This is a genomic window from Pseudomonas sp. (genome assembly GCF_036387035.1).
Classification (GTDB): Bacteria; Pseudomonadota; Gammaproteobacteria; order Pseudomonadales; family Pseudomonadaceae; genus Aquipseudomonas.
This window is the reverse complement of the sequence record NZ_DASVUM010000077.1, coordinates 1-26,967: the sequence shown is the minus strand read 5'-3', so window position 1 is coordinate 26,967 and position 26,967 is coordinate 1. Positions and strand designations below refer to the sequence as shown.

Annotated in this window: 22 protein-coding genes; 1 reads left to right on the top strand and 21 read right to left on the bottom strand. The window is 60.5% G+C overall.

The annotated features are described in order from the left end of the window. Positions 1 to 519: 519 nt before the first annotated feature. From tssA to VF672_RS07060, 18 genes are all read right to left on the bottom strand, one after another. Positions 520 to 1,620: a type VI secretion system protein TssA gene (gene tssA, locus VF672_RS07145; protein ID WP_331103075.1), complete on the bottom strand. Its 1,101-nt coding sequence runs from the start codon at positions 1,618 to 1,620 to the stop codon at positions 520 to 522. A 101-nt stretch (positions 1,621 to 1,721) separates the two neighbouring features. Continuing rightward, positions 1,722 to 2,240 (bottom strand): type VI secretion system tube protein Hcp, encoded by a 519-nt coding sequence (locus VF672_RS07140; RefSeq protein ID WP_331103073.1) that lies wholly within the window; start codon positions 2,238 to 2,240, stop codon positions 1,722 to 1,724. Between the two features lie 161 nt (positions 2,241 to 2,401). Further along, a complete protein-coding gene (tssM, locus tag VF672_RS07135) occupies positions 2,402 to 4,897 on the bottom strand; it encodes a type VI secretion system membrane subunit TssM (RefSeq protein ID WP_331103071.1) in 2,496 nt (831 codons plus the stop codon). Continuing rightward, positions 4,894 to 5,820: a type VI secretion system-associated protein TagF gene (tagF, locus tag VF672_RS07130; RefSeq protein ID WP_331103069.1), complete on the bottom strand. Its 927-nt coding sequence runs from the start codon at positions 5,818 to 5,820 to the stop codon at positions 4,894 to 4,896. Before tagF ends, tssM begins: the two co-directional genes overlap by 4 nt. A gap of 43 nt (positions 5,821 to 5,863) precedes the next feature. Continuing rightward, complete coding sequence (locus VF672_RS07125; RefSeq protein WP_331103067.1) at positions 5,864 to 9,790, bottom strand: type VI secretion protein IcmF/TssM N-terminal domain-containing protein; 3,927 nt, start codon at positions 9,788 to 9,790, stop codon at positions 5,864 to 5,866. A 30-nt stretch (positions 9,791 to 9,820) separates the two neighbouring features. Beyond that, on the bottom strand, positions 9,821 to 10,630 hold the full coding sequence (icmH, locus tag VF672_RS07120) for a type IVB secretion system protein IcmH/DotU (protein ID WP_331103065.1): 810 nt from the start codon (positions 10,628 to 10,630) through the stop codon (positions 9,821 to 9,823). Continuing rightward, positions 10,627 to 11,970, bottom strand: a complete 1,344-nt coding sequence (gene tssK, locus VF672_RS07115; RefSeq protein WP_331103063.1) for a type VI secretion system baseplate subunit TssK — start codon at positions 11,968 to 11,970, stop codon at positions 10,627 to 10,629. The genes icmH and tssK overlap by 4 nt, the downstream gene beginning before the upstream one ends. Beyond that, a complete protein-coding gene (gene tssJ, locus VF672_RS07110) occupies positions 11,963 to 12,748 on the bottom strand; it encodes a type VI secretion system lipoprotein TssJ (RefSeq protein ID WP_414705578.1) in 786 nt (261 codons plus the stop codon). The genes tssK and tssJ overlap by 8 nt, the downstream gene beginning before the upstream one ends. A 43-nt stretch (positions 12,749 to 12,791) precedes the next feature. Next, the gene (gene tssH, locus VF672_RS07105) at positions 12,792 to 15,389 is read right to left on the bottom strand and encodes a type VI secretion system ATPase TssH (RefSeq protein WP_331103061.1); all 2,598 of its coding nucleotides are present in this window, start codon (positions 15,387 to 15,389) and stop codon (positions 12,792 to 12,794) included. Continuing rightward, positions 15,386 to 16,456 carry a type VI secretion system baseplate subunit TssG gene (gene tssG / locus VF672_RS07100; RefSeq protein WP_331103059.1) on the bottom strand — a complete coding sequence of 357 codons (1,071 nt, stop codon included), beginning with the start codon at positions 16,454 to 16,456 and terminating at the stop codon, positions 15,386 to 15,388. The genes tssH and tssG overlap by 4 nt, the downstream gene beginning before the upstream one ends. Next, on the bottom strand, positions 16,420 to 18,252 hold the full coding sequence (tssF, locus tag VF672_RS07095; protein WP_331103056.1) for a type VI secretion system baseplate subunit TssF: 1,833 nt from the start codon (positions 18,250 to 18,252) through the stop codon (positions 16,420 to 16,422). The genes tssG and tssF overlap by 37 nt, the downstream gene beginning before the upstream one ends. Then, positions 18,252 to 18,734 carry a type VI secretion system baseplate subunit TssE gene (gene tssE / locus VF672_RS07090; RefSeq protein ID WP_331103054.1) on the bottom strand — a complete coding sequence of 161 codons (483 nt, stop codon included), beginning with the start codon at positions 18,732 to 18,734 and terminating at the stop codon, positions 18,252 to 18,254. The genes tssF and tssE overlap by 1 nt, the downstream gene beginning before the upstream one ends. A gap of 27 nt (positions 18,735 to 18,761) precedes the next feature. Next, on the bottom strand, positions 18,762 to 20,264 hold the full coding sequence (gene tssC, locus VF672_RS07085; protein WP_081567981.1) for a type VI secretion system contractile sheath large subunit: 1,503 nt from the start codon (positions 20,262 to 20,264) through the stop codon (positions 18,762 to 18,764). A 14-nt stretch (positions 20,265 to 20,278) separates the two neighbouring features. Next, positions 20,279 to 20,812, bottom strand: coding sequence for a type VI secretion system contractile sheath small subunit (tssB, locus tag VF672_RS07080; RefSeq protein WP_062387737.1), 534 nt, complete (start codon positions 20,810 to 20,812; stop codon positions 20,279 to 20,281). 68 nt (positions 20,813 to 20,880) lie between these two features. Next, positions 20,881 to 21,630, bottom strand: a complete 750-nt coding sequence (locus VF672_RS07075) for a hypothetical protein (RefSeq protein WP_331103046.1) — start codon at positions 21,628 to 21,630, stop codon at positions 20,881 to 20,883. A gap of 830 nt (positions 21,631 to 22,460) precedes the next feature. Next, positions 22,461 to 23,018 (bottom strand): HD domain-containing protein, encoded by a 558-nt coding sequence (locus tag VF672_RS07070; protein WP_331103044.1) that lies wholly within the window; start codon positions 23,016 to 23,018, stop codon positions 22,461 to 22,463. 5 nt (positions 23,019 to 23,023) lie between these two features. Then, the gene (locus VF672_RS07065; protein ID WP_331103042.1) at positions 23,024 to 23,380 is read right to left on the bottom strand and encodes an immunity protein Tsi6 family protein; all 357 of its coding nucleotides are present in this window, start codon (positions 23,378 to 23,380) and stop codon (positions 23,024 to 23,026) included. A gap of 13 nt (positions 23,381 to 23,393) precedes the next feature. After that, on the bottom strand, positions 23,394 to 23,657 hold the full coding sequence (locus tag VF672_RS07060) for a hypothetical protein (protein WP_331103040.1): 264 nt from the start codon (positions 23,655 to 23,657) through the stop codon (positions 23,394 to 23,396). Between the two features lie 199 nt (positions 23,658 to 23,856). Here VF672_RS07060 and VF672_RS07055 point away from each other — a divergent pair, with 199 nt between their 5' ends. Beyond that, positions 23,857 to 24,564, top strand: coding sequence for a hypothetical protein (locus VF672_RS07055; RefSeq protein ID WP_331103038.1), 708 nt, complete (start codon positions 23,857 to 23,859; stop codon positions 24,562 to 24,564). 168 nt (positions 24,565 to 24,732) lie between these two features. On the opposite strand, the gene VF672_RS07050 is transcribed toward VF672_RS07055, so the two are convergent. The 3 genes from VF672_RS07050 to VF672_RS07040 all read right to left on the bottom strand — a co-directional run bounded on the left by VF672_RS07050 (position 24,733) and on the right by VF672_RS07040 (position 26,330). Next, the gene (locus VF672_RS07050; RefSeq protein WP_331103036.1) at positions 24,733 to 25,041 is read right to left on the bottom strand and encodes a hypothetical protein; all 309 of its coding nucleotides are present in this window, start codon (positions 25,039 to 25,041) and stop codon (positions 24,733 to 24,735) included. A 130-nt stretch (positions 25,042 to 25,171) separates the two neighbouring features. Continuing rightward, the gene (locus VF672_RS07045) at positions 25,172 to 25,480 is read right to left on the bottom strand and encodes a hypothetical protein (protein WP_331103034.1); all 309 of its coding nucleotides are present in this window, start codon (positions 25,478 to 25,480) and stop codon (positions 25,172 to 25,174) included. Between the two features lie 550 nt (positions 25,481 to 26,030). Further along, complete coding sequence (locus VF672_RS07040) at positions 26,031 to 26,330, bottom strand: hypothetical protein (protein WP_331103032.1); 300 nt, start codon at positions 26,328 to 26,330, stop codon at positions 26,031 to 26,033. Between the last annotated feature and the right edge of the window lie 637 nt (positions 26,331 to 26,967).

Sequence of the window (26,967 nt, the reverse complement as noted above, 5' to 3'; positions counted from 1 at the left end):
GCTTGCTGGCGAATGCGTCGGGTCAGTCACGAAAAGGGGGGCTGACACACCGCATTCGCCAGCAAGCCGGCTCCCACAGTGGATCTCGGCACTGCCCAAATCAGCGGCTGACGCAAAATTTGTTGCCGGCCTGCTCAGTGGATCTCGGCAGTGCCGAAAATCAGAGGCGGACGCAAAATTTGTAGCCGGCTTGCTCAGTGGATCTCGGCAGTGCGGAAAATCAGCGGCTGGCGCAAAATTTGTAGGAGCCGGCTTGCTGGCGAACGCGTTCCGTCAATTGCATAGAGCGCGGCTGACACACTGCATTCCCCAGCAAGCCGGCTCCTACGATATTTGCGCGGGGCGTCGATTTAGCGGCGGGGCAAGTGACGCCTTCCCGGCTGAAGCCGGTCCCACTGGGTGTTCCGCCTTGTCCCAGTACCACCCGGCATTTCCCGGCTGAAGCCGGTCCCACTGGGTGTACCGCCTTGTCCCCGTACCACCGGCAATTCCCGACTAACGCCGGTCCCGCCGGGGATTTTAGCCCTTGGGCTCTTTGGTCCCCAGCACATCGCGGATGCTGTCCACCACGTTGCTGTCTTTGATGACGTCGTTGAGCCAGCCTTCAAGCGGCATGTTGCCCCATTTGATAGCGCGTTCGATCAGGTACGGCACCGGGCTTTGCGGCTCGGTCTGTTTGAAGAACTGGGCGACGCCTGCCAGCATCGTGAAGGCTTCGTCACGGGTCAGCGGGGTAGTGCGCAGGGGCGCCGACGCGGTGTCTTTCACGGTGATGGTCATGGCAGGCCCTGCAGCGTGTTGATCGGCCGGTTCGGCCAAAGGCTCGGAGGCGGGTGGGGCGGGCGCCGGATTGATTTCAACGCCACGGTCCTTGAGCAGTTTTTCAGCCAGTTGCGCGGCCCGGGAAAGGATCTCGCTCAGGCCGGCAAAGCTCGGTGCTTCGTGGCCGAACAAGCGATCGGCCGTAGCCTGCAATTGACGGCAGGCCTGCAGGCTGTCGGTGATTTCCGAGGCCTTGCGCAGGAAGTGCTCGGTGTCGGTCAGCACCACGGAACGCTGGAAAATTTCGGCGTTGATCTTGCCTTCGTCCAGCGCAATGCGCATGGCCTGAGGATTCTGCAAGGCCAGGTTCTCGATGTGCCGGGACTCGTCGTAGCGCAGCAGGCCGAACTGATCGCCCTGAGTGATCGGCAGTCCGCCGACCACGTCCGCCAGGGTGGTTTTCAACCAGGCCAACCGCGCGGCGCGCTGGTCCAGGCCCTCGTCCAGCGCCGGGTACAGGTCATCCCAGAACTGCTGCAAAATGCGTTCGGCCAGGGTCAGGCCGAAGGTGATGCCGATGAAGTGATATCGGTGCGCCAGGGCTTCGCTGAGCCAGGCGACGAGCATCAGATCCTTGCTCTGCCGAGCAAGGCCCTGTGCCGCCAGGGTGATCGTCAGGTCCCAATCCGAAGATTTCAGATCGGTCTGCCAGTCACCCTGGGTCAAATAATCAGGGTCCGCTCGACGAGCTTCCTTGACGTTGTCGAACAGCGTGGAAAAGCTCAGGTCTTCGCCGCTTCCTCCATTGATCGGTGCTGTCAGTTCGGTCAGTGAAAGGTCGTTGAGAAATTCAGACATGGTCAACTCGGTGCAAGAAAAAAGAACACCGCGCCCATCCAGCCGGCGCGGTGTTGGATACGGCCCGCTGCGCCAGGCAACGGACCGCTGTGACTACCCGATCAAGCAAAAACCTTGTTCGCGGTACGGTCCCAACCGCCGGTGACGTTACCGCCACCCTGGCCATCGGCACGGCTCTGCTGGGTGTAGGTGGTCTTGATGCGAGCGAAGTTGAAGCTGATCTCTTCGATCGGCAGATCGCTGACGGCTTTGTCCTGACCGTCCTGACTGCCACCGGCGACGGCCTTGACCGACGACACCACAACCTCTTCCAGGTTGATGGTCAGGTAGGTCAGCTTGTCGCCGCCGGCACGGTTGACGTTCAGCTGGATCTTGGCGATGTGGGTGCCTTTGCAGCACGCTTCGAACAGCTTCGCGGACGCTTTGTCGACCGCTTTGCGGATGCTGAAATCGCTCAGTGCAACACGCTCGGAGGACGCACCGCCTGAAGAGCTGGCAGTCGCCGACGTCGCTTGGGTGGCGCCGTACTCGTAGCCGAGTACTTCAATCCAGTCCTTGTGCTTGTCATCCAGAACTTCGCCTGGAATGCCGTCGATCTGAATATATGCGTCAAATGCCATTTCTTACTTCTCCTTTCTTACAGGTTGGGGCCGGCCGTCATGCGGCCATATCAACGCCCCGTGATGTGACCCCTCCGAATGATTCAGAGGGATCGGTTGCCGCTGCCCGGCCCAAAAAAAACAGGGCCCGGGCGCCGGGTTCTTTACACAGGCGCGCGCGATCAGTTGAGCGCACGCACCTCGATTTCTACGCGCCGGTTCGGCTCAAGACACTGAATCAACTGCGCGCGGGGCTGCTGCATGTCGCACTTGACCAGCGGCTTCTCGCTGCCTTCGCCCACGGCTTCGACCAGTTCGGCGGGTACGCCCTTGCCGACCAGATAGGTCTTGATGGTCTGCGCGCGCTGCCTGGACACCTGCAGGTTGCCCTGGCGATCGCCGAGCTGATCGGCGTGGCCGGCGATGATGATCTTGCCGATGTTCGGGGTGCTCAGCAGCTTGCCGGCGATAGCGCTCAACTGGCTCTGGCCTTCGGTTTTCAGGCTCTGGAAATCGGCACGGCCGAAGGCGAACAGGGTGTCCGATTCCAGCGTGATGGTCTCAATGGAACGCAGCGACTGCGAGAGCAGGCTGTTGATGTAGTTGCGCGAGCTGGACGTCAGGAACGCATTGTCGAGAATCCTCGGCACGTCCGGCTCGTGGATCTGGTCACTGTAGAAATTGACCTGGCGGCTGGCGAGTTCGTAATCCGTTCCCGAGTTCGTCGCAGCGCCGGCCGCGCCGAGGGTTTTGCCCGTCTGTTTGGCGATGGCCGGGTACCAGTAATCCGGAATCCTGGCTTTGAGGAAAGCCGGGTCGGCTTTCTCCCGCTGCGAGCGCGACAGCTGAACGTAGGTCTCCAGCGTCGCCTTGCCGAAGTCGGCGATCGACTGCGCACGGTTATCGTTGGGCAGGGCGCGCGGCTCGACACTGTCCACGCCCGTCACCGGCATCAGGTCCTTGGCGTTGCGCTGGTAGACCTTGATGGTGGTCAGCAGGTACAGCGAACGGGTGAGGTTGTCACCGGTCGGCTTGAGCATGACCGTCTCCAGCCGGTTGAAGTAACGCGCACGCACCAGCGGCTCGACGTTGTGACCCTGGTAAAGGCCCAGACGCAGGCGCAGCGGCACGCCCTGATCGTGGTGCCGGGTGTAGTAATCAGCGGTCCCGACGCGCAGACGATCAAGGGTTTGCCAGGCGGTGTACTGCCCCGGTGACGCTTCATCCTGGGCCGCCGCGGCGTTCAGCCCGGCAGAAAGCGTCTGGATCTCGGTCTTGTTGTTCCAGTACGACCAGCCCCACGCGCCACAGAGCAGCAGTGCGATGAGGCTCGCGCCGCCGACCCACGCGGCCTTGCGACGGCGTTCACGGACATTGCTGGTGTACAGCGCGACCAGATGCTGATCAGGAATGATCACCTTGCGAAACAGGCTGTTGATGAACAGCGGCTGCGGCTGGGCGTGACCGCTGGCCGCTGCCTGCTCGGCTTCAAGGGAGAAGCGCTCGCTGACCTGACGGGTATGGCCCCCCAGCTCCGGCGCGTCGGCATCCAGCGCGCTGGTGAAGTAGAAGCCGCGCAGCAGCTCGGCGTTCTGATACGGATTGGCGCGCAGCAAGGCGTCGACGAACAGCTGCAGCCGCGGTTTGAGCGCCGCCAATTCCAGCGGGAAACGATAGACCGCCGAGTCCCGACGGGTGATCTGGATGTCCTGCAGCACCAGTTGCTGGTTCGCCACGTCCTTCCAGTAGCTGACCAGTTCGTCCATGGCGACGCCGAAGCGCTGGGCCCAGTCGGCTTTTTCATAGTCCTTGTGGGTGAAGGTCTTGCCCATCACTTCGCCGCGGGCCAAGTCGTCCAGCTGACGGTAAAACGGTGCGAAGCCGGGCACCAGGTCGCATTTGGTGAAGACCAGGTAAATCGGCAGGCGCACTTCCAGCAGCGAGTGGGTTTCCTGAATGCGTTCGCGCAGACGCTTGGCCAGGCGCTCCTGGTCCTCGGGCGAGGCCTGCAGAATGTCGTGAATACTCACCGTCACGATCAGCCCGTTGAGCGGGCGGCGTTGACGGTGCTGACGCAGCAGTTGAAGGAAGGCGCGCCATTTCCCGGCTTCTTCCTGATCGGTCATGTAGCGCCCGGCGGTGTCCAGCAGCACCGCCTCGGAACTGAAAAACCAGTCGCAGTTGCGCGTGCCGCCCAGACCCGCGACGCGCACGCCTTCGCGTTCGGCGTACGGGAAATTCAGCCCGGATTGATACAGCATGGTGCTCTTGCCTGCCGCCGGCTGGCCCACCACCAGGTACCACGGCAGCGCATAGAGCGCGTCCTTGGCGCGCGCGCCGCGCGGGGTGTTGCTGCGCAGGCGATCGATGCTTTGCAGCAGGCGCTCGCGCAACAGGCTGACCTCTTCACGGTCCGCCGGGCTTGCGTTCAACACTGCCTGATCGGCGTCGTCGCGCAGCAGCCCTTCGAGGTTGTGGTGGCGCGAGGGGCTTTTATAGAGAAACACCACGTACCCGACCGAGAGCAGCACAAACACGGCGATGCCGGTAAGCAGGCTGCCCAGGGAACTGAAGTCCAGCGCGCGACCGATCCCCCAGACGACAAAGATCGTCAGGAAGAAGCACACCCCCAGAATGTAGGGTTGGTAACGCAGCAGGTAATACTTGAGCTTGTTCATACAGACTTCACATCCAGCGCGTCGACAAAACGGTCGATGACGTCAAAAAGGGGGCGATCGGTGTCGGGAAACGCAGGCGCTCGGTGGTGTTCATCGAACGCCGCGAAATCCGCCAGCACGTCGTAATGCTCAGGCCGCGCGACCGGGTCGATCAGTGTCGTGTACAGCCCGGTGTTGCTGCGCGACGGGAAGCACAGCAAGTTTGGCCGCATGAAATCGTCGGCCAGTACGCTGACCTGGGGCGACACGCGGCCGGCTTTAATGCGCGTCAGCCAGTCGACCCAGAGGTCGGCCGTTGGATTCTTCAGGCCGCGTTCAGCCGGCAGCGGCAGGCTGATGCTCGGCGCCTGTGCCTGATTCAGCGGGCGGCGCAACGCGTTCAGCCGCGTCAGCATGGCGTTGGTGACGAACTCCGGGTAGGTCTGTTCCAGCGCCGTGGCGATGTCGCGCAGGCTGAAGTTGCGCAGGAATTTGTCGTGCACCTGGCGAAAGAGGGCGAAGTCCTGACCCTGCAATGGGCGCAGCGCCTTGATTCGCTCGAACAGCACGGCCGACTGCGCACCTTGGGCACCGAGGTGCAACAGCGGCTTTATCTGCGCGCAGAACAGCTCGCTCAGGGTGAACGGGTTGACCAGCGGTTCGCCGTCGCCTGCCTTGACGGTCTGGTAAATGAACAGCGGGTAGCGTCGCTGGCTGGAATCCATCGAGCTGACCAGACCGCCCAGCAACCAGTTGCCGGAGCGTGCGCGGTACGAGAAGAAGCACACCGGCAGGCGATCGAATTGCGCCCGCCAGTCTTCCCGCGCATGAATCGCCGCCAGAGACGCCTGCAGCCAGCCGTCGAACTCGCAGACGTCATCCGCCGCGCCGTGCAGACTGATGAAGTCCGCACTCGACGGCAGTTTGCCGAAGCAGCCGATCATCGACGACGCTCCCGCAGGCGTTCGAGGTTGCGCGCGGTGCTCATCACTTCGGCGATCCTTCGGCGACGACTTTGGACGGCGTGTTCAACGCGCTCAGGGATTTGACATTGGCCAGATCGGTCAGCTTGACCCCGCCATAGTTGCGCACAGCGAGGCTGACCTGACCGTTGGCAGTGTTCCAGCTGAAGCGCTGCTGGATGCCGTCGAGGTCGTCGACCCGGGCGCTGTCGTTCATGCGCAACAGGCCCCACCGACCGGGGTAGTCGAACACGGTGATGCGTTCGCCGGTCAGCGTGACGACGTCCAGGCGCGCGCCCGGCGCCGTCGTGGTGCCCGGCCAGGAGAAGCGGCTCCAGCTGGTTTTGCCGTTGCGGTAATGCTGAACCTGACCGTCGAGGGTGAAGATGATGTCGGTGAAATAGGCCGACGGCTCGAGCATGATTTCAAAACCGTTTTCCTTGTCCGACAGGCTCGCGATGACCTGACCGAGGGAGCTGGCCTTGTCGATGCTGGTGACCATGTTCGGGTTGACCAGCGGCGCGCTCTTGGCGCCGCTGCCCATGCCCAGGCCTTCACCGCCGGACAGGTTGCCGATTTCATTACGCTTGAAGTTCGGCAGCAGGCCCGACTCGGGGTCGACGAAACGCTGCAGGTCTTTGACCGACGCTTCGTTGCGGCTGCCGGCGGCGATCGGGTAGCGGTGCGCCATGACCTGTTCCCACGGCTTGGCAATCTGTTGCGCCCAGGCTTTGGCGATCTGCTGGCCGGCCGGGTCGCGCAGGGTTTCCCAGGCAAACTGGATCGGCAGGCTGAACAGGCCCTGCAGCGACTCGGACAGGCCGCCCTGGCTGGTGTCCACCGTGGTCTCGACGTAGTTGCGCACGTTGGTCACTTCGCTCGGCTGACCTTCCAGCGTTTCGCTGATCAGCTGCTTGCTGCTCTTGCCCACGTCCTGAGAGCGCTGGATGTTGTTCATCCGCACTTTGAGTTTGCGCAGCGCGGCCAGGTAACGGTCCATGATCGTGCTGTCCGCACCTTCGGCGTTCTGTGCCGCGAAGACCCGCGACACCGGCTCGAAACGCTGCGCCAGGCTGCCGTCGTCCACCGCAGGCAGCGGCGACAGCATGGCGGCGGTCGGCCCTTGCGGCCCATTGAACAGCCCGGTGACCTTGCTCCAGAAATCGTCAGGCTTCGGTGCGCCGGGCTGCTGATTGACCTGTGGCGCAGGCACGTCCCACTGGGTGTTGTCGTTGACCCCGGACAGCAGGATTTTCACCGGTGAGTTCTGCACGTCGCTCAGCAGCGACAACTGTTGCGTGGCGTTGGCCATGTCGGTGAAGTGGCGCACGCCGACGCTGCTCAGCAAGGTGTACCAGGACTGGGCGTAGTCACGCTTGTAGCGCGCCATGAACTCGCGCATGAAGTTGGCTTTCTGGATGATGCTGTCGCCGCCGTCGCCGTCGAGCACCCAGTCGGACTCGTTGCGCAGGTTGCTCGACATCAGCTTGATCAGCTCCGGTTTGACGAAACCGTCCCACCCCTGGCGGGTGAAAATCGCCGGCACCGCTTCGCTGCCGTACAGCAATTGGCGGCCGGGCAACGGCACCAGTTCGTTGAGGCCCACGGCCGGGAACTGCCGACTGGCCTCCAGTTGCAGGCGCAGGTATTCACGGTCCACCAGCGAGCTGGAGATCATGAACGACTTGAGGCTCTTGCGGGTTTCCTCAACCAACTGGTCATTGCGGGGCAGGGCAGGGGCCTGGCCGCTGTTGAGCAACTGCACGTACACGGGCACGTTGTCGGTGATGACCTTGTCGCTGACCTGGCTGTCCGCAGAAGCGGTATTGCTCCAGGCCACCGGCAAGGCAGCGCTGACGAATTCCGGGTCCGTGTGTGCGCCGGGTTGCGTCAGCATCAGGTACAGCTTCAGCGCGTTGTAAGACTCGATGATCGACGCGACTTGCTGTTCGTCCAGCCGGCCAAGCATTTCCTCGGACAAGGACAGCCCGCCAGTGGTCGCCGACAGCTCGGCGGCGTCATGGGCGGTGGCCGGGTTGCGCAGGTCGGCGAGGGCCGCTTCGCGGGTCTTGGTCACGTTGCTGCGCACGGCGCCTTTGAGACGGCTGCCGGCATCGCCCACGCTGCGCGGGATGCTGCTCAGGGTCGGCTTGCCGGTGCCGGCGGCGAAACTGCGCACGCCGCGATCCGCCAGTTTCTGGCCCTTGGCAGGCTTGCTGCCGGGTTTACCGGCGGTGGCGGCGAGTTCGTTCTGAGGATCCACCGATTGGGTGAACGCGTTGAACGCGCGCATTTGCATTTGCAGCGTCAGCGCCACCGGCTCAAGGGCCTGGCTGCGCAGCTGCTGGAGGTAGGCGGTCTGCGCGGCGGCAAAGATCTCGTCGCCGCGGTACAAGCCGGCACCCAGTTGCAGCGGCACACCTTTGGCGCGGTGTTTTTCGACCTGCGCCAGTTCGTTGCGCAGCAGCTCCAGGCCTTCACCGGCGGCCATGCGCTGCGCGCGGTCGGGGGCCTCGCCCAGTTCATTCAGCTTGTCTTGCAGCCCGGCGATCCATTCACGGTTGTGCTGGAACGACAGCGCTTGCCAGCCGATGAACCCGAGACCGGCAAGCACAGCGGCGGCGATGACCACCGGGGTCATCGAGGTGTCGCGGCCGGTGCGGGATTGATAGGAGATCAGCTCACGATCGGGGAAGATCACCCGGCGGAACGTGTCGGTGATGAAGTAGCTGCGCTCGCTGTTGTTCCTGCCGTTGGCCTGCGCCGCGTGGCCGCGGTCCTTGGCCGGCAGCAGGGCGAAATCCTCAGCCACATCGTCTTCGTACACCTGGCTCAACTGTTGAGCGGTCTGCAGCGCGCTGGTGAAGTACAGGCCGCGAAGCAGCAGCGGGCCGCCGTGGCTCGCCGGCTGAATAAAGTGCTCAAGGAACGGCACCAGCACGCTCGACAGCCCGGCAAAGTAGTTAGGGAAGTTGAGCAGCGCACTGTTGGCGTCGGCGCCAAGGCGGGTCATCTGCGCATCGACGTGACGCTGAACGCCGTTGTGCAGGTTGCTCAGCTTGCTGTCCAGCACCGTCTTCAGGCCGTGGGTGCGAATCTCCGACAGCGCGAAGGTCATGCCCAGCGGCTGCTGACGCTCGTTCAGGTCCAGACCGTCGAAGGCCTGATTGAATCCCGGCAACTGGTCGGTCTTGCTCAGCATCAGGTAAATAGGCGGATGGGCGTCCAGGCTGCGGCTGTATTCCTCGATACGCGCCACCAGCTGGAGGGCCATTTGCGCACGCTCGGAGGTCGTGGCCGCCAGCAGTTCCGGCAGGCTGACCACCAGCACCAGGCCGTTGATCGCCGTCTTCTTGCGCTGCTTTTTCAGCAACTGCAGGAAGTCGGTGAATTCACTCGCTGACTGGTCGTCGGTCAGGTAACGGCCGGCGGTGTCGATCAACACCGCTTCGGGGCTGAAATACCAGTCGCAGTGGCGGGTGCCGCTCTCGCCGGACGTCTGTCCACCGGCGGCGGTGGCTGACAAGCCCGAGCGGGTCAGCAGCGAGGTCTTGCCCGCCGCCGACATGCCGATCACCAAGTACCACGGCAGCTCATAGAGTGCCGAAGAACCGCCGCCGCCCGCCGAGCGATCGGCGCGCAGCATGCTGATCGCATGTTTAAGGCGGTCGCGCAGCACTTGCTGGTCGCGGAAGTCCCCGTCGGCCGGCAGTGAGCGGTCGACTTCGCGGTGCACCAGACGCTCGAGATTGCGTTCTTTGTGAATGCGTTGTATGTGCCGGATAAAGGCAACGAATACAAAACCGACGCTGACCACCAGCATGACCTGCTGCAGGTATTCACGTGACCATTGGTTGCGTGCCGCGATGACCACGCACGCGGCCAGGCTCCCCAGCCACAGCGCAATGAAGAGGAACCAGAAACTTTTTAGAGCGCGAAGTAGTGTTTTCATGTCTTCCTGACTCGCTTACCCGAGCAGTGCTCAGGCACTGAACAATTGGCTGATGTGTTCGGACAATAAGGCGACGTCCTTGCCCAGCAGCCAGTCCAGGGTCAGGTACACCCCCAGACAGACCAGTGCGATCAGTGCCAGGTAAATCCACACCGGCACCTCGTGGCGCAGCATCTGCGAGACCTGATCCGGCAGCGCCCAGTCCGGCGACAGCGCCTTGGGGGTCTTGCGGTAACGGGCGATGTCCTGGCCGAGGGTGTTGGCCAGGTAACGCAGCTGATCCTTGCCGTCGGCGACGCTGAACTTGCCTTCGAAACCCAGGGCCAGGCACAGGTGATACACCTCGAGCACGTCCAGGTTGCGTTTGACGTCGGCGCGCAACGCCTCGATCTTGTCGAAAAAGCCTTCGCCTGCCAGGTGCACGCCGAAGTGGCGGAACTGCAGCGGGGAGACCTCGATGTGACGGCGCAGCTCGTTGACTTTCTCCGTCGGCGCTTCAAGTGCGGCGTTAGGCGAAGGGGGTGTTGTAACTGCAGCGGTATCGGTTTTTGCCACGACCGGCGCCTCGGGCATCTTGGCCCGCAGCACGCTTTCGTCCAGGAACGCGCACAACGCGTATTGGGTGTCCTTGACCTGCTCGACGCTGTAATTCGACGCGCGGGCTTCTCGCTCCAGCGAGGCGAAGAAGGTGTCGACGCTCTCCTCGAACGCGGTGACCGAGGTCACTTGACGACCACGACGCAGGATCAGCGCCATGCTGATGAAATCCTGCACCAGGTCTTTGAGGGTCGGTTTTGGCTGGTCGGCGGCCATGGCGCCTTGCATTACGGCTTCGCTCATTTGAGTACTGCCATCAGTTCAAGCTTGAGGTTGGTGAAAGCGCTGGGTGCGTAGAACGAGATCGCCTGCGCGCTCATCATGCGTTCGTAGACCCGGCCATGGGGTTCGATCGAGAAGTAGTGGTTGTCCAGACGCACCGGAATGGCGTTGGGCAGCCGCGTCGAATGATTGAGCGTGGCGCCGGGCATGGCGCTGTTGACCACCACTTCGATGTCTTCTGGGGAGCCGACCTTGACCGCGCGCGGCACCAGTTCCAGCAGGCTGGAGCCGGGCATGTCGGCGTGCACTGAAATATAGAAATCGGCATCGACCAGACGCGGATCGTGCAACTGGCCCTGCCAGTAGGACGGCTTGGTCTGGGTCAGGTTGATGACGATGCACTGGTTGGGGATGACGTTGTCCAGCAGCGTGCGGATCAACTCGTCCAGCTTGACCAGCGACGCCGCGGGGTCGTGGTGGTTGTACTCGGGGATGTCGTTGAGTTCTACGTCCAGCGAGAACGTCAGCAAGCCACCGGCCAGTTCCGCCAGAAACAGGTACAGACGCTCCGGGTGCAGCCGCGGGTGAGCCAGCAGATGCGCAAGATTCGGATACGCCCGATTGACCGTGTTGAGCAGCCAGAACAGCGTGACGTCACTGGAACCGAACTCGGCGATCTGGTCGGCACGCTCGCGGCGACGGCCCGACAGCGCTTTGCTTTTTGAGTGCAGGGCGCCCAGCAGGCGCTTGCCCAGACCGATCAGGGTTTCGTGGGTGCCCAGGTGAAGCGTCGGGTGCACGAAGTGGGTGTCGAGGCTGAAGCCGCCAATATTGTTGCGCGACAGTCGCGCAATCGGGCAGTAGCTGTAGCCGTCCAGCGAGTCGCCGTCGATCAGCATCACCACGTTCAGGCGCAGGCTGGTGATTTCGTTTTCAAGGTCGCCTTCGTTGAGGTCGGGCAGGGTGTCGAACTGCTTGCGAAAGCGCCGCGCGCTTTTCTGCTCCTGACCGTCTTCGACGTAATTGAGGCCAAAGGGCTCGGGCAGTTTCAAGGCGGCATACACCTTGAAGTCGTTGCCCTTGAGCAGCTCGCGCAGATCACGCGCCGCCGGCAGCGGGTCGTGCTGCGGCGCGTCGAACAGGCTGCCGTCCGGAAACACCAGCTTGAGGCGCTTGAACTGCAGGGATCCGCTGGCCAGCGCCTCTTCGTCGATCTGCATGGCCTGCACGCCCCAATGGAAGGGCGTGCTGCGCAGCGCCGATTCGGCGAGCTGGTGCTGATGGAATTCATCCTGGTATTGGAAATGTTGTGGCAGAAGAAACATCCCTTCGGACCACATCACGCGGCTCTGCTTACTCATGAACGCCTTCCAGTAATGAATCGAACTTTGACTGCACGCCTTTCTGGGCACTCTGCTGGGCGGAGTCCACGGCGGTGTCTTTTGCCTTCTGTACCATGGCGTCCTGCACCTGCTGGCTCAGCGGCGGGTTGCCAGTGTTGGCGGGAGGCTCCGCGGCGGGCATGACGTTGCTCCTGGCGAACTGCGCCTCGGTCTGCGGCTTGTTGAGCACGTCATTGCCGCGTACCGCCAGCACGTGGTTGTTGTCGACCAGCACGCGCAGGCCGTCCGAGGAAAACCAGATGCCGTCCTTGCGCAGGGAGTTGGCGTCGAAGGCGACTTTCCAATGGCTCTTCTCGTCGGAACGAAAAAACGCCGCGACGCCGACATAACCGGTGCCCTTGTTCAGCGGCCACTGGTCGATCTGGCCCATGCCTGGCAGCAAGGTGATTTCCTGGCTGTCGATCAGCGTGTTGCCCAAAGCCTGCTGCGGGTTGTCCCAGAGCGCATCGGCGTCGATGGAGGCGAAACGCTCCAGCGACGTGAGCTGATACACCCGCAGGACCACGGACAGCGGCCGACCGCTTTCATCGGGGTTGAGCTGGTTGCCGCCGTCGGCGGTCAGGATGACTTTTTCCTTGTCGCCGAACAGCATGTCGCCTGCCCATGTGTCGTCGACGCGCTTGCTCGCGCGGTCGGTGATGCCGCAGGCGCTGAGCGCCATAACGACCGCCAGAAGGGTCACGCGCGTTGCCCGGCCGGCCCCGGCGTAAAGACGTTCCCTGTTTCGCATATTCATGACTGCTACCTATGAATGCTCGATCAAATCAAGCCGAATCCAATCAAGTGAGGCGGTAGGCGAAATCACCGTCGCTGCCCAGTTCGATGTTCAGGCTCTGAATCGGCCTGTCCTCGGCCATGCGCTCCAGCACGTGCTGGGACAGTTCCGGCATGAGGGTCTTGGACAAAATGTTGTCGATGTTGCGTGCGCCGCTGTCGACTTCGGTGCAGCGCGCGGCAATGGCCTTGACCAGCGCCTCGTCGTAACCGAGCACGGCCTGGTGATTGCGCTCGAAACGTTTGCGAATGCGCGCAAGCTTGAGCGCGACGATGCGCTCCAGAATCTCGTCCTGCACCGGGTAATACGGCACGATGGTCAGGCGCCCGAGGAAGGCCGGCTTGAACACCTGATTCAGCTCGTCGCGCAGGTCCTCGACGATCTCGTCCGGCGTCGGCTGCTCGGTGGTGTTCAGGCAGCGCTGCATGATGCGATCGGTGCCGGTGTTGGAGGTCAGGATGATCACCGTGTTGCGGAAGTTGATCTCGCGCCCTTCGCCGTCATCCAGCACGCCCTTGTCGAAGACCTGGAAGAACAGTTCGAGCACGTCCGGGTGGGCTTTTTCCACTTCGTCCAGCAGCACCACGCTGTACGGTTTGCGCCGGACCGCTTCGGTCAGCACGCCGCCTTCGCCGTAACCGACGTAGCCCGGCGGCGAGCCCTTGAGGCTGGAGACCGTGTGGGCTTCCTGGTACTCGGACATGTTGATGGTGATGACGTTACGCTCACCGCCATACAGGGTGTCGGCCAGCGCCAGGGCGGTTTCGGTCTTGCCGACGCCGCTCGGACCCAGCAGCAGGAACACGCCGATGGGCTTGTTCGGGTCTTCCATGCGGGCACGGGAGATCTTGATGCGCTTGCCGATCTCCGCCAGCGCATGATCCTGGCCGAGCACGCGCTCGCCCAGCAGGGCCGGAAGGCGTTGCACCGTGTCGATTTCGTTGCGCAGCATCTTGCCCAGCGGGATGCCGGTCCAGCCGGAAATCACTTCGCCGATGGTGCCGCCGTCCACCAGCGCGTGGACCAGCGGCTGCTCGCCCTGGACCTCCGACAGCTCCGCGCGCACGGCAGAAATCTGGCTGACGTCGGGTGTCTGGGCGCTGCCCAGCTCGGCGAGCTTTTTCACCAGGTCCAGTTCGCGCTGCCATTGCTGTTCGAGGGTTTCGCGGGTCTGCTGAGCACCCTGCAACTCGTCGCTCAACGCGGCCAGGCGGCGCGTGTGATCGCTGCCCTTGGCGGCTTCCTGCTGCAGCACGGCGATCTCGGCCTGTACGTTGTCGATCTGGCGCTTGCAGTCTTCCAGCGGCCCGGGCTGGGCCGACTGAGCCAACGCCACGCGGGCGCAGGCGGTGTCGAGCACGCTAACGGCTTTGTCCGGCAACTGACGCCCGGTGATGTAGCGGTTGGACAGGCGCACGGCCTGCACCAGCGCTTCATCCATGACCGTCACCTTGTGGTGCTCCTGCATCTTGCCGAGCAGGCCCCGCAACATATAGATGGCTTTGTCTTCGTCCGGCTCCTCCACCTTGACCACTTGAAAGCGGCGGGCGAGGGCAGCGTCTTTCTCGAAATACTTTTTGTACTCGGCCCACGTGGTGGCCGCAATGGTGCGCAACTCGCCCCGGGCCAGCGCCGGTTTGAGCAGGTTGGCGGCATCGTTTTGCCCGGCCTGACCGCCGGAGCCGATCAGCGTGTGAGCTTCGTCGATGAACAGGATGATCGGGTGCAGGCTGCGTTTGGTTTCCTCGATGACCGACTTCAGGCGGTTTTCGAACTCGCCCTTGACCCCGGCGCCCGCTTGCAGCAAGCCCAGATCCAGGGTGTGGATGGCCACGTCCTTGAGCACTGAAGGCACGTCGCCCTGGACGATGCGCAACGCCAGGCCCTCAACCACGGCGGTTTTACCCACGCCGGCTTCACCGGTCAGGATCGGGTTGTTCTGCCGGCGACGGGTGAGGATGTCGACCATCTGCCGCACTTCGAACTCGCGGCCCAGCACCGGATCGATACGGCCGTCGCGGGCGCTCTGGGTCAGGTTGATGGTGTATTGATCCAGCCCCGGCGTCTTGCCGTTGCCCTGAACGGTGCGGCCGTTGGCCGGCTTCGGGCCCTCCAGCGGACTGGCCAGGCCGGACTCCGGGCTGCCTTCCACCAGCGCGCCGAGATTGACCCGCAGGTCGTCGGCATTGATTTTGTCCAGCTCCGGCGCCGACGCCACGACGACGCGGTGCAGCTCGTCATCGTCCAGCAGCGCCTGAATCAGGTAACCGGTGCGGATCTGGCTCTGGCCGAACTCGATGGAGGCCAGCACCCAGGCCTGTTCGATCATCCGGGTGATGTGTGGCGACAGGGCAGGGGTGCGCGTGTTGCCTTTTTTGAAGGTGCCCAGGGCCGTGACCAACTGCGCCTGCAGGCGCTCAGGCACCACGTCGTAATGACGAAGGATCGCCGGCAGATCGTTGGCGTTGTTGTCCAGCAGTTGCAAGAGCAAGTGCTCGACTTCCACGTCGTAGTGGTTCTCCGACAAGCACAGGGCGGCAGCGCCTTCTGTGGCTGTGCGACTGGTTTCGTTCAGTTTGGCGAACAGCGACTTCAGGTTCACAGTGAGACCCCATCAAAAGGAATATGGAAAAGAGCACAGCGCGCCGGCTCGACATCGGCGCCCGGACGTTTCAGCCAGCCCAGCCAGCCCAGCGCGACGTTGCCCTGACGGCCGATTCTGGCGAGCGGCACGGCCTCACGCTTGAGGCTCGGCGCGATCTGGAAATCCAGGTGGGCGCCGACGTAGAAACGCACCAGCTCGACCAGCTTGCGGTAGTCCTCGGTGCCGGGCTGAAAGCGTCGGTAATCGGCGAGTGCCAGCGGGCCGATTTCAATCCGTACGCTCGACTGGTAATCCCAGACCCGGTTGCCGACGACGGCGCTTTGACCGAGCGCAGCGTTCTTGCGCCCCAGCTGTGTGCACTGGCTGACGTCCAGACTCAGCCAGCCACCGGCGAACTGGCGGACCTTGAACGGCAACGAAAAATAAAACCCCAGCATCACTTGCAGGTTCAGCGCGTTGCGCGGCTTCTGCGCGAACATGCCCGAGAAGTAGCTGAACAGCTCCCGACGCAGCGGCGAGCCTTGCGGGCCGAACTTCTGCTTCTGCGCCTGCGGGCCCAGGCCCACCAGGTGCAACAGGTAGCGATCGAAGTTCGAGGTGCCATTACGCTCGTACTCAATGTAAAACTTGTACTTTTGCCAGGCCTCGTAGAACAGCGTGGTCATGCGGTGCGAAAACACGTCGAGAAACGCATGGGCAGCGTCATCGCGGTACTGGATGTGCCGCTCCAGCAACAGCTCGGTGTACGGGCGCGGCAACACGCCGGACGGTCCCACCAGGCCCATGAACGTCACTTGCACTTCGGTCAGCGGCAGCCCGGCGGCCGACACCTTGCCCTCGCGCTCGAACTTCAGGTCGCTGACTTCGCTCGCCGGAAAATTCAGCGACAGCTGCGAACGGAAGCGCAACGGGTCTTCATGGGGCCGCGTCTGCAGGTCCATTCGCCCGTTCCTGCTGTAATGCAGGCGGAGCAAACGCACCAACTGAAAGAATTCGAATCGGTGCGGCTCAGCCCTTGCCTGGTCAATCAGACCAGGGGTTGATCGCCGGTTCGCGGGGGCCATTGGACCACTCTCTTTTCGCGCTGCAAGGTGCGCAGGGTTAGTTGGGTAAAACTGTTGATCGAGCAGTACTGCCCGAAGAAGTGGTCCAGCACCATGCCGAACAGAAACACGCCGCTGCCGGTGTACTGGCTTTCATCGAATTTGAGGGTGACGCCCACGCCGCGCACGAAATTCGGACGCGGGTGGCCGATCCGCGCGACCACCGGCTCGCTGCTCACCGAGACGATCCCGTTGATCTGCTTACGGATGGCGGAGGTGTTGCGGTAGTTATAAAGCGACAAGAGTTCCAGCAGCACGTCGCGACCCTTGCTGACCAGTGACATATGGTTCAGCGACAGGTGCGAGACCAGGCGCCAGATCACCCCGTTGCCCAAGGGCACGCGCACCGAGGCGGTGGGTTTGCGCAGGCAGCGGATGTCGTCGATGACCGAGCCTGTCGGGACACTGAAATCCCCACGCGCGCCGCCGAAGGGCAGCAGCGAGGGCAGGTCGCGGTTGCTGCAGGTCAGGCGGATGCTCAAGGTGTCGCTGGCCGAGTTGATCAGCTCCAGATCCCGGTCCACCACACGAATAAACACGTCGGTGCCTTCCCGTTGCCGGCTCTGGGACGGTCGTCGGCGGGCGATCCAGTAACTGTTGCCCGGCCCTTGATCGTTGCGCGGCTCGAAGAACGGATGACAGGTGGTGACCTGTTCCAGTCCGCCGATTTTCTTGACCCGACGCACCTGGTCGATGGACACCACCTCGGCCGTGTTTTGCATGCGCACGTCGGGAACGATGGCGTATTCATGCTGCGCATGGGTCAGGGTGATCGGCTCGGCCTGCTGGCGGAACAGGTTGATGATCGGCGTGCAGTTGAGCTTGAAGTTGGCGCGGCCGATGTTCTGCGTCAGGCGCGCCAGACGGTCGTGCAGGTCATAGTCCGAGAAGTAGAAATTGATCTCGACCTTGCTCAGCGCCTTGCCCGCCAGCACGCGGCCGAAACCGGACAGGTCGAAGAACATGAACTTGTCCGGGAAGGTGAAGTATTCGTGGAGCAGGCGGTAGCCCAGAAACGAGCGCTCCGAGTAATCCACCAGCCCTTCGTCCAGTCCGTACCCGACAGCTTTCAAGGCGTTGGCGGGCAGTGCCACTTCACGCAGGCGGCCTTCGTCTTCGAAGGTCAGCGTGGCCTTGGCCAGGTTGTTGAACAGCAGTTCGTACAGCTGCAGCATCAGTGTGCTTTCGCCGTCGAGGAAGAAGCGCAGCGAGTCCATCTCCATTTGCCCGAAGAGCACGTCGGAGGTCGCCGTCAGGCCAATGCGCAAACGCGCCACCAGATCCGCGCTATGGCCGTTGAAGGCCGAGCGTTCCATTTCGATGAACGAGGCCTGCTGCACACTGATCGGCCACAGGTCGACCGGGTAGCACGTACGGAACTTGCACACCACGCTGTCAATGGGGGTGGCGTGGATCTCGGTGTGACGCGCGACGCGGTAGGCTTCGGTGACCTTCTCGTTCTTGCCCAGGCTGAACTCCACGATGGACATCGATGGAGTAGGGCGCAGGTAGTGTGGGTAGAGCACCTCAAGGAACGACTCGACGATTTCCGGAAATTCGTCATCGAGCTTCTTGTGCACCCGTGCCGAGAGAAACGAAAACGCCTCGATCAACCGCTCGGTATGCGGGTCCTCGCAGTTATCGCCCTCGATGAGCAACCGCGAAGCGATTTTCGGGTACTGGCTCGCGAACTCCTGGCCCAGAAAGCGCAGGTGCGACAGTTCCTTTTCGTAATAGGGGAGCAGGTCGTCGAGCATCAGTTGAGGTTCTGTACTGTGTATTCCTGGGTATTGACCTGCAACACCGCGTCAAAGGAAACCTGACGGGAGATGTCTTGCAGGCGCAGTACGGCATCAACGCGAAACGTCAGCATGCGTTGGCCGGTTTGTTGTGCGAGCAGTTGTACCTTGACGCTGCGAAAGCGCCGGTCGCCGCCGGAAATCGCCTTCTCCAGCTGCTGCTGGATCAGATAACGGTCCTGGGGGTCGAGCACGCTTTTGCTGGTGAAATCGGGCATGCCGTAATCGAGAATCGTGCCCGGCAGTTGCGGGAAACCGGCGAGCTCGCCAGCCACCAGGGACTGACGGGTGTTGACCAGGATTTCCAGGTCACGCACGATGCTGGCCTTGTAATCGGCCAGCGAACACAAGCGTTGCGCCGAGGCTTCAACGGACTGGTGCGGACGGTCGTCCAGCAACCGGTCCAGCAGTGACGGCAACAGCTTGTGTTGGCTACTCATGTTGCCTCCCTGGCAAACCCGGTTCGGTTAACCGCGTGTGGATTGCGGCAGTTCTGCAACCAGTCGCAGCGACGCCGTCAGCTCATCCAGTTGGTAGTGCGGACGCAGGTAAGTCACGGCCTTGTACACGCCAGGCTTGCCCGGCACTTCAAAGACTTCGGCACGTGCTTCACGCAGCGGGAACTTGGCCTTGGCTTCCTGGCTGGCGGTGTCGTCGAGCAGCACGTAGCTGGACAGCCACTTGTTGAGGAACATCTCGACGTCCTTGCGTGACGCAAAGCTGCCGACCTTGTCGCGCATGATCGCCTTCATGTAGTGAGCGATGCGCGAGGTGGCGAAGATGTACTGCAGTTGCGCCGAGAGACGGGCGTTGGCATTGGCAATGTCGGTGTTGTACTGCTTTTGCTTCTGGGTCGACTGAGTGCCGAAGAACGCCGCGTAGTCAGTGCCCTTGCAGTGCACCAGCGGAATGAAACCGAGGTCGGAGAGTTCTTTCTCGCGGCGGTCGGTGATGGCGATTTCGGTCGGGCACTTGAGGGCGATTTCGCCGTCATCGGTCTTGAACGTGTGGGTCGGCAGGCCTTCCACCAGACCGCCGCCTTCCACACCGCGAATCGCCACGCACCAGCCGTAGCGCGAGAACGCATCCGTCACGCGGGTGCCCAGTGCGTAGGCAGCGTTCATCCACAGGTATTTGTTGTGGTCGCGACCGTCGACGCTTTCGACGAAGTTGAATTCTTCGACCGGCGTGGTATCCGGGCCGTACGGCAGGCGACCCAGCACGTGGGGCAGGGTCAGGCCGACGTAACGGGAATCTTCGGAGTTACGGAAGGATTTCCACTTGGCGTATTCGACGGTGTCGAAGATCTTCGCCAGGTCGCGCGGGCCGGACATGTCGGTGAACGAGTCCCAGCCAAACAGCTCGGGCGAGGCCGCCGAAATGAACGGTGCGTGGGCAGCGGCGGCCACGTGGGAGATCTCTTCGAGCAGGTACATGTCTTCCGGGTTACGGTTGAACTCGTAATCACCCAACAGCATGCCGAACGGAGCGCCACCGAAGGTGCCGTACTCTTCTTCGTAGATCTTCTTGAACAGCGCGCTCTGGTCGAATTCCGACGAGGCCTTGAGGTCGCGGACCAGGTCTTTCTTCGAGGCGTTGAGCAGGTGAATCTTCAGCGTGGTGCTGGTCTCGGTCTGGTCGACCTGGTATTTCAGGCCACGCCAGGACGCTTCCAGCTGCTGGAATTCACGGGCATGCATGATCTCGTTCATCTGCTCCGAGAGCATCGAATCGATCTCGGCGATGCGCGCATCGAGCACGGCGATCAGGTCTTTGCTCGGGGTCATTTCGCCTTCGAGGACCTGACCCACCAGCTCGCCGATCAGATCACGGGTGCGGGTGCGTTCGGTTTCGGAGCGGGCCACACGGCTTTCGGAAATGATGCTGTCGAGCAGCGAAGACTGCGGGGCGAAGTTTTCCACTTCAACCAGATCGCTGTCCTGCTGGGCCACGGTTTGTTTGTCGTTCATGGTCGTGCTCCTGCTTACTCTTTGGCGTCGGTGGCGGGGACGGCGGCTTCGCGACCGAATTCCTTGCCCAGCGTTTTCAGCTTTTCAGTGTTTTGCAACACGTCCATCAACAGCTCTTCGAGCTTGTCGTTGCCGCCCATTTTGTTGCGCAGGTCGGCGAGCTTGTTGCGCACTTCCAGCAGCTTGCGCAGCGGCTCGACTTGCTTGACCACGTTCTGCGGTTCGAAGTCTTCGAGGGCGTTGAAGTTGAGCTCGACGCCCAACTGCGTGCCATTCTTGGCCAGCGTGTTGTCGACGCGGTAGGCCAGGCGAGGCTTGATGCCCTTGAGCACGCCGTTGAAGTTGTCGCGGTCGATGAAGATGAACTTGCGATCCTTGAGCTTGGGCAGCGGCTCAAGGGGGTTGCCGGAAAAATCGCCCAGCACGCCGACGACAAAGGGCAGCTCTTTCTTTTCCTGAGCATCGCCGATGTCGACGTCGTAAGTGATGTGGACCCGAGGGGCGCGAACGCGGTCGAGTTTGTGCTGGGTACTTTCCTTCTTCGCCATCGTGTTCTCCTGTGCGAGCAACTCGCTGCAAGTCATTTGCGTGTCGGCTCGACGTTGAGCCGAGTGCTTTACAGTCCTTCGATCGTCATCAGCAGGCGCTGACGAATCTCATCTTTCATTTCCATGATGCTGTCCTGGCCCACCAGCTCCTCAAAGCTGGCGTTGCCGGCGATCTGCGTGCTGCTGCGAATGACCGAGTCGTCCGGCAGCGTCGAGCGCACCGGCGAGCTGATCACGCAGAACGGCAAGTCGCCAAAATCCTTCAGTCGCTCGAAGCTGACCGGAAACCGCAAGCCGTCGAACAAACGCCCCAGACCCGGTGATTTGCTGACGCAATAAAACAGCACCAGGTAATGCACGACAAAGCGGTACAGCTCGGCGCTGCTGCGGTTAGGGTCTTTGATGACCTTGCGAAACCGCGCCAGATCAAACGAATTGAAACCAATCACCCAGCGGGTCGGGCTGGTGATGCGAATGGTCTGACCGCTTTCGGCCAGGACCTTGTCGTATTCCAGCGGGAACAGCTCGGGGGTGGTACTGATCAGGTTCAGCGGCACTTCCATTTCATTGACCAACTGGAACGGAGACGCCGAACCAATTCTGTCGTACAGCTCTTTGAGTTCCTTGAAATGGTGCTGGGTTTCCCGACCACTGCTGCGCTGGGCACCCTGGAGGTACTCACCGAACAGATTCTGCGGGCGAATCAACAGCGCCAGCGTCGCCAGGTAATCAGACGCCTGTGCCTTAAGCACGTCGGAAATGGCCCGGGTCTGGCTGCGCAGTTTTATGAGCGCTTCTACGTCGAACGTTTGAGTCATTGGTACATCGTCCCTGAACCCTTCTCAACAATGCGGCGAATGCGACGTGACAGCGTGGAGAGATACGCGTTGCCCGGCTGGACACCTTCTCGAGAAGCAGTCCGGATGAATGTCATTCCGAAAACTCGCCGCGAAGGTTAGGTGAACGCGCACTGCGATCACACCGATAGCTAGTAGCCAGCAGTGTCAGCTCAGGCAGTTAATTGTGTGGGAAAGTTCCTACAGACGCGAAGTTTTTCTCACATTTGATACAGCTCGCAATGATGTCTCAAGGCTACTAATGGGGGTCGTGGAGTGCCTGGAATGGCTGTAGCCCTTATGGATCAAGGGCTGCAGGGTTGTATTGGATCCCTTTGGCAGGTGTAAAGAAAAGCGCGAAAAGGTGAACCGGTTCACCTACTGATTTGAACTAACGGAGCAACTAAGGAAAATGGAGAAAAAAAAGATGGCCGGGCGCGCTTCGGATTCGGACGATTTTTCGCGATATTTGCATCTTTGAGGGGTGAGCGAGGTGTAGTTTTCCGGGGTGTGGCGTGAGTCGATGGCTTGGGTCGAGGGTCGTTTTTGTTTTTGGACGGGATTTATCAGAAGGAGCGGGTGATGGAAGTGCGAGGTGGGTTGAGGGCGGTTCCGGGTCGCGCGGGGCGGGTGGAGGAGGTTGTGCCGAGTTCGAATCCGGCGTCAACTTCTGCCGACGGCGAGGCGCGGGGGCAGGAGCAGCCGTTGTCGCGGGTGCAGCAACTTCTCAGCGGGTTGCCGGTTTGTCCGGCGCCTGGTGCGTTCGCGACGCCGCCGCCTCTTTGTCCTTCGCCTTGCTCACGAAGAGGTCTTCAGATTTCCCGCTGCTCATCGACGTACAAGGATTTGTACCGCGCCATGGCATCCGTCAACCGGCGATTCAGATACTCATTGGTATGCCCAAGCGCTACGAGGATCTGCGCAGACTCCTCGTGATAAGACGCGCGCTTTTCCAAAGACCACGTCGATGGCGCGGACTGAAGATTGGTAATCCGGTCGCACAACTTGATCGCGGCCGCTTCCCGGGAATGCGCGGCGATTGCCTGGAAATAGCGCTCATCCGAGAAGGGCACGATCAGGTTCTTGCTGAGGCAGGCGACGGTCGATGCGACAGCGGCGCCGAACACCTCAGCCAATGCCTCTTCCGACGTTCCAGTGTCCTCGATCACGTCATGCAGCAGGGCGGCAGGCATGGCGATGGCCAGATCACCGATGTCACTTTCCCGGTCCGCGAAAATCAGCTCGTTGGCGACCATCGCAACATGGGTGGTGTACGGCAGATTCGATCCCTTCATCATCTGCCCGACGTGGGCGTGAGAAGCGAACAGCCAGGCTTTGTTGTAGAGATGCTGCAGATCGGTGGACGTCAATCAATTCACTCCTGAGATGGGGGAGATGGGCAGTGAAGGCTTTCCAGGGGCTGGCCGTCGGGAAGCTGGATTTTCAAACCGCGACCGATCTGGATGCCGATGTAGTAAGCAGTGCCAAGTGCACGGGCAAGCTCCGGATCCGTATCCTCAAACTCCTTCGCGGCCCACGCGCCAATCGTCAGTTTGTGCAGGCGGCTTTTGTCTTTTTCGACGCCCAGCAGGATGTTTCTGATGAAGTCGAGTTGGATCAGCGAGCTCGCGTAAAGGGGGAACGCTGGACACGATGCCTCCCTCAGGCGCGTGATCGCAATAGCTTCGTCGATGTAGTCGATGGCTTTTTTCAATTCGTCGTTCCCTGTCATGCGGCCGCGTTTGCTAGATCGCGCTGCCTCTGTTCCAGCCTGGCTTTTGTATCAGCAACTCGTCCAGCTCCCTCCGGCGGCAGCGGTTGACGAATTGAAGCGCTGAGGCGAGATCGTGGTGGAAGCGTTCGGACATGTGTGCGTCAATTGCGTAATATTCTTCGTAGTCTGCGAAGCCGCTGCTTACGGGGAATGATACGTAGAACTGGCCTGAGGTTTCTTCGACGCCCAGGGAGAACATCTCTTCGCGGTTTACGTAAGTGTGGCTGAATGTCATCGTTCGGAGGGCTCCAGTTTGCTTGCTAAAGCAGCTTTAGCGCTGCCTCATTATGCAATATCTGGTAAAGCTCGCTGCCCAAAGCTTTACACAGGTTGGTTGTCGGTGAGCAAGGCGGTGCGGATGAGGTCGAGTTTTTGTCTGGTCAACCTTCAGTGACCGACGATGCACGTATGTGCTTATGGGCTAGGGAACGGTAATGATTGATGCGCATAATCTCAAGAAGGTCAGTTGGACATTGCTAACATTCCTTTTATCCATGATAGCCCTAGGTCCATCAAATCTTGAGTATTTCTGGCGTCTGTACCTCGTGGTAGCGCTACTGGCGATTCTGTGGACTCTCTACCTGGTTTATTTTTGTGAGAGATTTACCGTTTATATGACCTCGCTGGTCGTGGCGTTTTTAGGCGCGTTTTGCTTACCAGTCTGCTCGGTCGCGTATCTCGCTGCAGGAAGCATGTGGGGCAAAGAGGGTCTTGTGCCCTTATTGCTAGGGTGCGCCCCGGTTGGTATCACGCTGCTGGCCTACTATGTACTGGCCAGAGGTAGACCATCCTTTCATCCGTTCGAATATAACGGGCTAAAAGTCCAGCCGAGGTATCAGGATAGGCAGCGATCACCTGCCTCGTATAATCCGGTGTTAGTTGCCGGGGCTACAACCCTGGCGGCAAGTATTACTATAAATTCACTCGGCCATTTAACTGCTGCAATAGTCGCTATGGTTGGACTGCAGGCGTTTTGCATCGCCGCGTTGTTTCACGCTCGCCACATCATCAGAGGGCTACGCGCGCTCCGCCTTCAAGAAAAATCAGTGCATACGCCCTACACGTTCATGCAAATTGACCAAATTCGCGAAGCGCGGAGGCGCTGGTATTTGAGCAGATGGTTCACGTCGATCGCGTCTTGAAGGGCGTCGCAGGATGACTGATTGCTCGATGATTCATCTGGGCTTGTTTTGGTGGGTATCTCGCGTCGCTGATTTGTGAACGGTTATAGCGACGGAAACGGCGCGGTGTGGGTTGACGTCATCCGATAGCCCGGCGGGATGGAACCGGAAGGCAGTTGCAGGGCACGGTTAGATCGCTTCGAAGGCTTGCTCAGCCTCGATAATGATCAAACCCAGTCTCAAGTTGTAAGGCCACTGATCCGTAATGACTCTAGCCATCCCGAGCTTACGATGGCTGATCAGTTCCGGAATCTCGCCTCCCGAAATCAGGTGTAAAGCCTTCAGTAGTTCTGCTTTGAAGCGAATGAGTTGATCTGCGGTGGTGATCTCAACAATCGCCTGCGTCCGCTCGGGCAGTGCGCAGTCAATGGCACGAATGGCCGCTTCTATTTTTTGTTTGGCGGTTTCGTTGCGGCTCATCGTGGTGGCGTCCTGCATGACTTTTCTTCCGTTTTCAAGATTCAAAAGCTACCCGGCCCACGTGACCAAAACTGCCGGCAGCATACCGGTGACGGGCGCCGGTTGAGGAGGGCGGGCGTTGCTCAAGCCAACCGAACGCCATCAGCGCCTAGTCGTTTTGAGACCTGAATTCACGCATCCATTTCAGGGCCGGCGTTTCTCCTCCCGTGAGCTCAATGCAAAAAGTTGCAAACGCCTGCTCAAGCGCTTCGTACGCCTGGAGGCCTCGCTCGCTGAACCTGTATCGCCCCGGAATCTGGCCCCACTCCCAAGGCGTCGTAATCGCCCCTTCGATGACGAGCTTTAGCAGAGGCTTCAGGTCAGCGTATAGCTCGGCTGCCTCCGCATCGAGACCGGCATACGCCTTCAGCTCGGTTTCCAGGTTGAGTGCTGCAGCTTTAAGCTGGATATTGCTCATGGTGAATTCCTTCGCATGCAGCTGTGTTTGCAAATCCTGTGTCGACAGTGAGCTCGAACGTGTTACTTGCCGCGTCTCGCTTTGAAGGCTTTGAGAGCGTCGGACTCGCCGCCAGTGAGCTCAATGTAGAACGCAGCGTACGCTTCGGACAAATCGCTGTAGCTTTGGAGCTGGGTCTCCGAGAGCAGCCTGTAGCTTGGGATATCTCCGATTCCACCTCCCTCGTTCATCGCATACCGGCTAAATAAGATATTTTTAGTGTGTAAATTCAAAGAATAAAACTGTAGCCAGAGTGATGCGTACTATGCGCTTGCGACCCACAGTATCACTATCTTTTTCGGGCGATAATGTAGCGATCGCGAGCGTCCTAGCGTATGGCAGAGAGTACTCGAGATAGCTCTACCCAGGTTCTGGCCCTTACTCCTACGCTCGATCTCCCGTCTTAACGACAGTACCTCGCCGCCGGTCACCTCGATCAAAAAGTCAGATACAACCGAATGATCCAGGCGCCGGCGGAAGCTGATAGTTTTTAGCTGCGGAATGCGGGTTGTCACTTCATCTGTTCTTGAAGCCATTTCAAAGCTGGCGTCTCTCCCCCTCTTGCCTCAATCGAGAACGCCGCGAATGCGTTTTCCAAGTCGCGGTACTGCTGCAGGTTTCTCTCTGTAAAGCGATAACGTCCCGGCACGTCTCGCACTTCAAGCGGGCTCGTGAGGGTGCCAGCTTTTGCTTGTATCAATAATGGCGTCAAGTCAGCATGAAGAGCCACGGCTTCTGGATCTATCTTGGAATGTATTAACAGCTGGTATTCAAGTGCAATGGCTAGTCCTTTGAGTCTTGGGATGTTCATGGTTAATTCCCGATTGAGCCTATAGGGTTGGCGGATGAGCAATCTCCGCGATTTGGAATAAAGTACCACGTCGCACCGTGCTGCTGGGTGCCGGGTGTTATCCATTTCCAACAGCTGCGACCATCATTATGATTGGCTTAGGGGCATTATATAGCGGAGCCTCTCACATCCCCCGGTTTCTCGATAAGCAGCTCGTCTAATTGTCTGTTCCTGCATTTCGTGACAAACGCCAGTGCAAAGTTATGGTCCTTATGAAATAGATCGAGCTGCGCACGATTAATCGCGTAATACTCTTCGTGGTCCGTTATGCCGTTACTTACCGGAAATGAAACATAAAACCTTCCGGAAGATTCTTCTAGTCCTAGTGCAAAGCGTTCCTCACGATTGACGTAAGTGTCAGTGAATTTCATAAGGTTCTTTTCGGTAGTCGAGTGGTCATAAATCGATCCGTGGATAATTTGCCGGCATCAATAATGGCGTGAAATATTTCAACTAAGCTCACAGCTCGTGAAGTTAGAATGGACTTCCACGAAACCTGCGTGCTTTAGTGAAAGCTTTTAGCGCAAGTATCACGAGCGAAGGTCCCGCTAAATATTATTAGGCACGAAGTCCGGACCTTCAAACTTATCCCGCACGC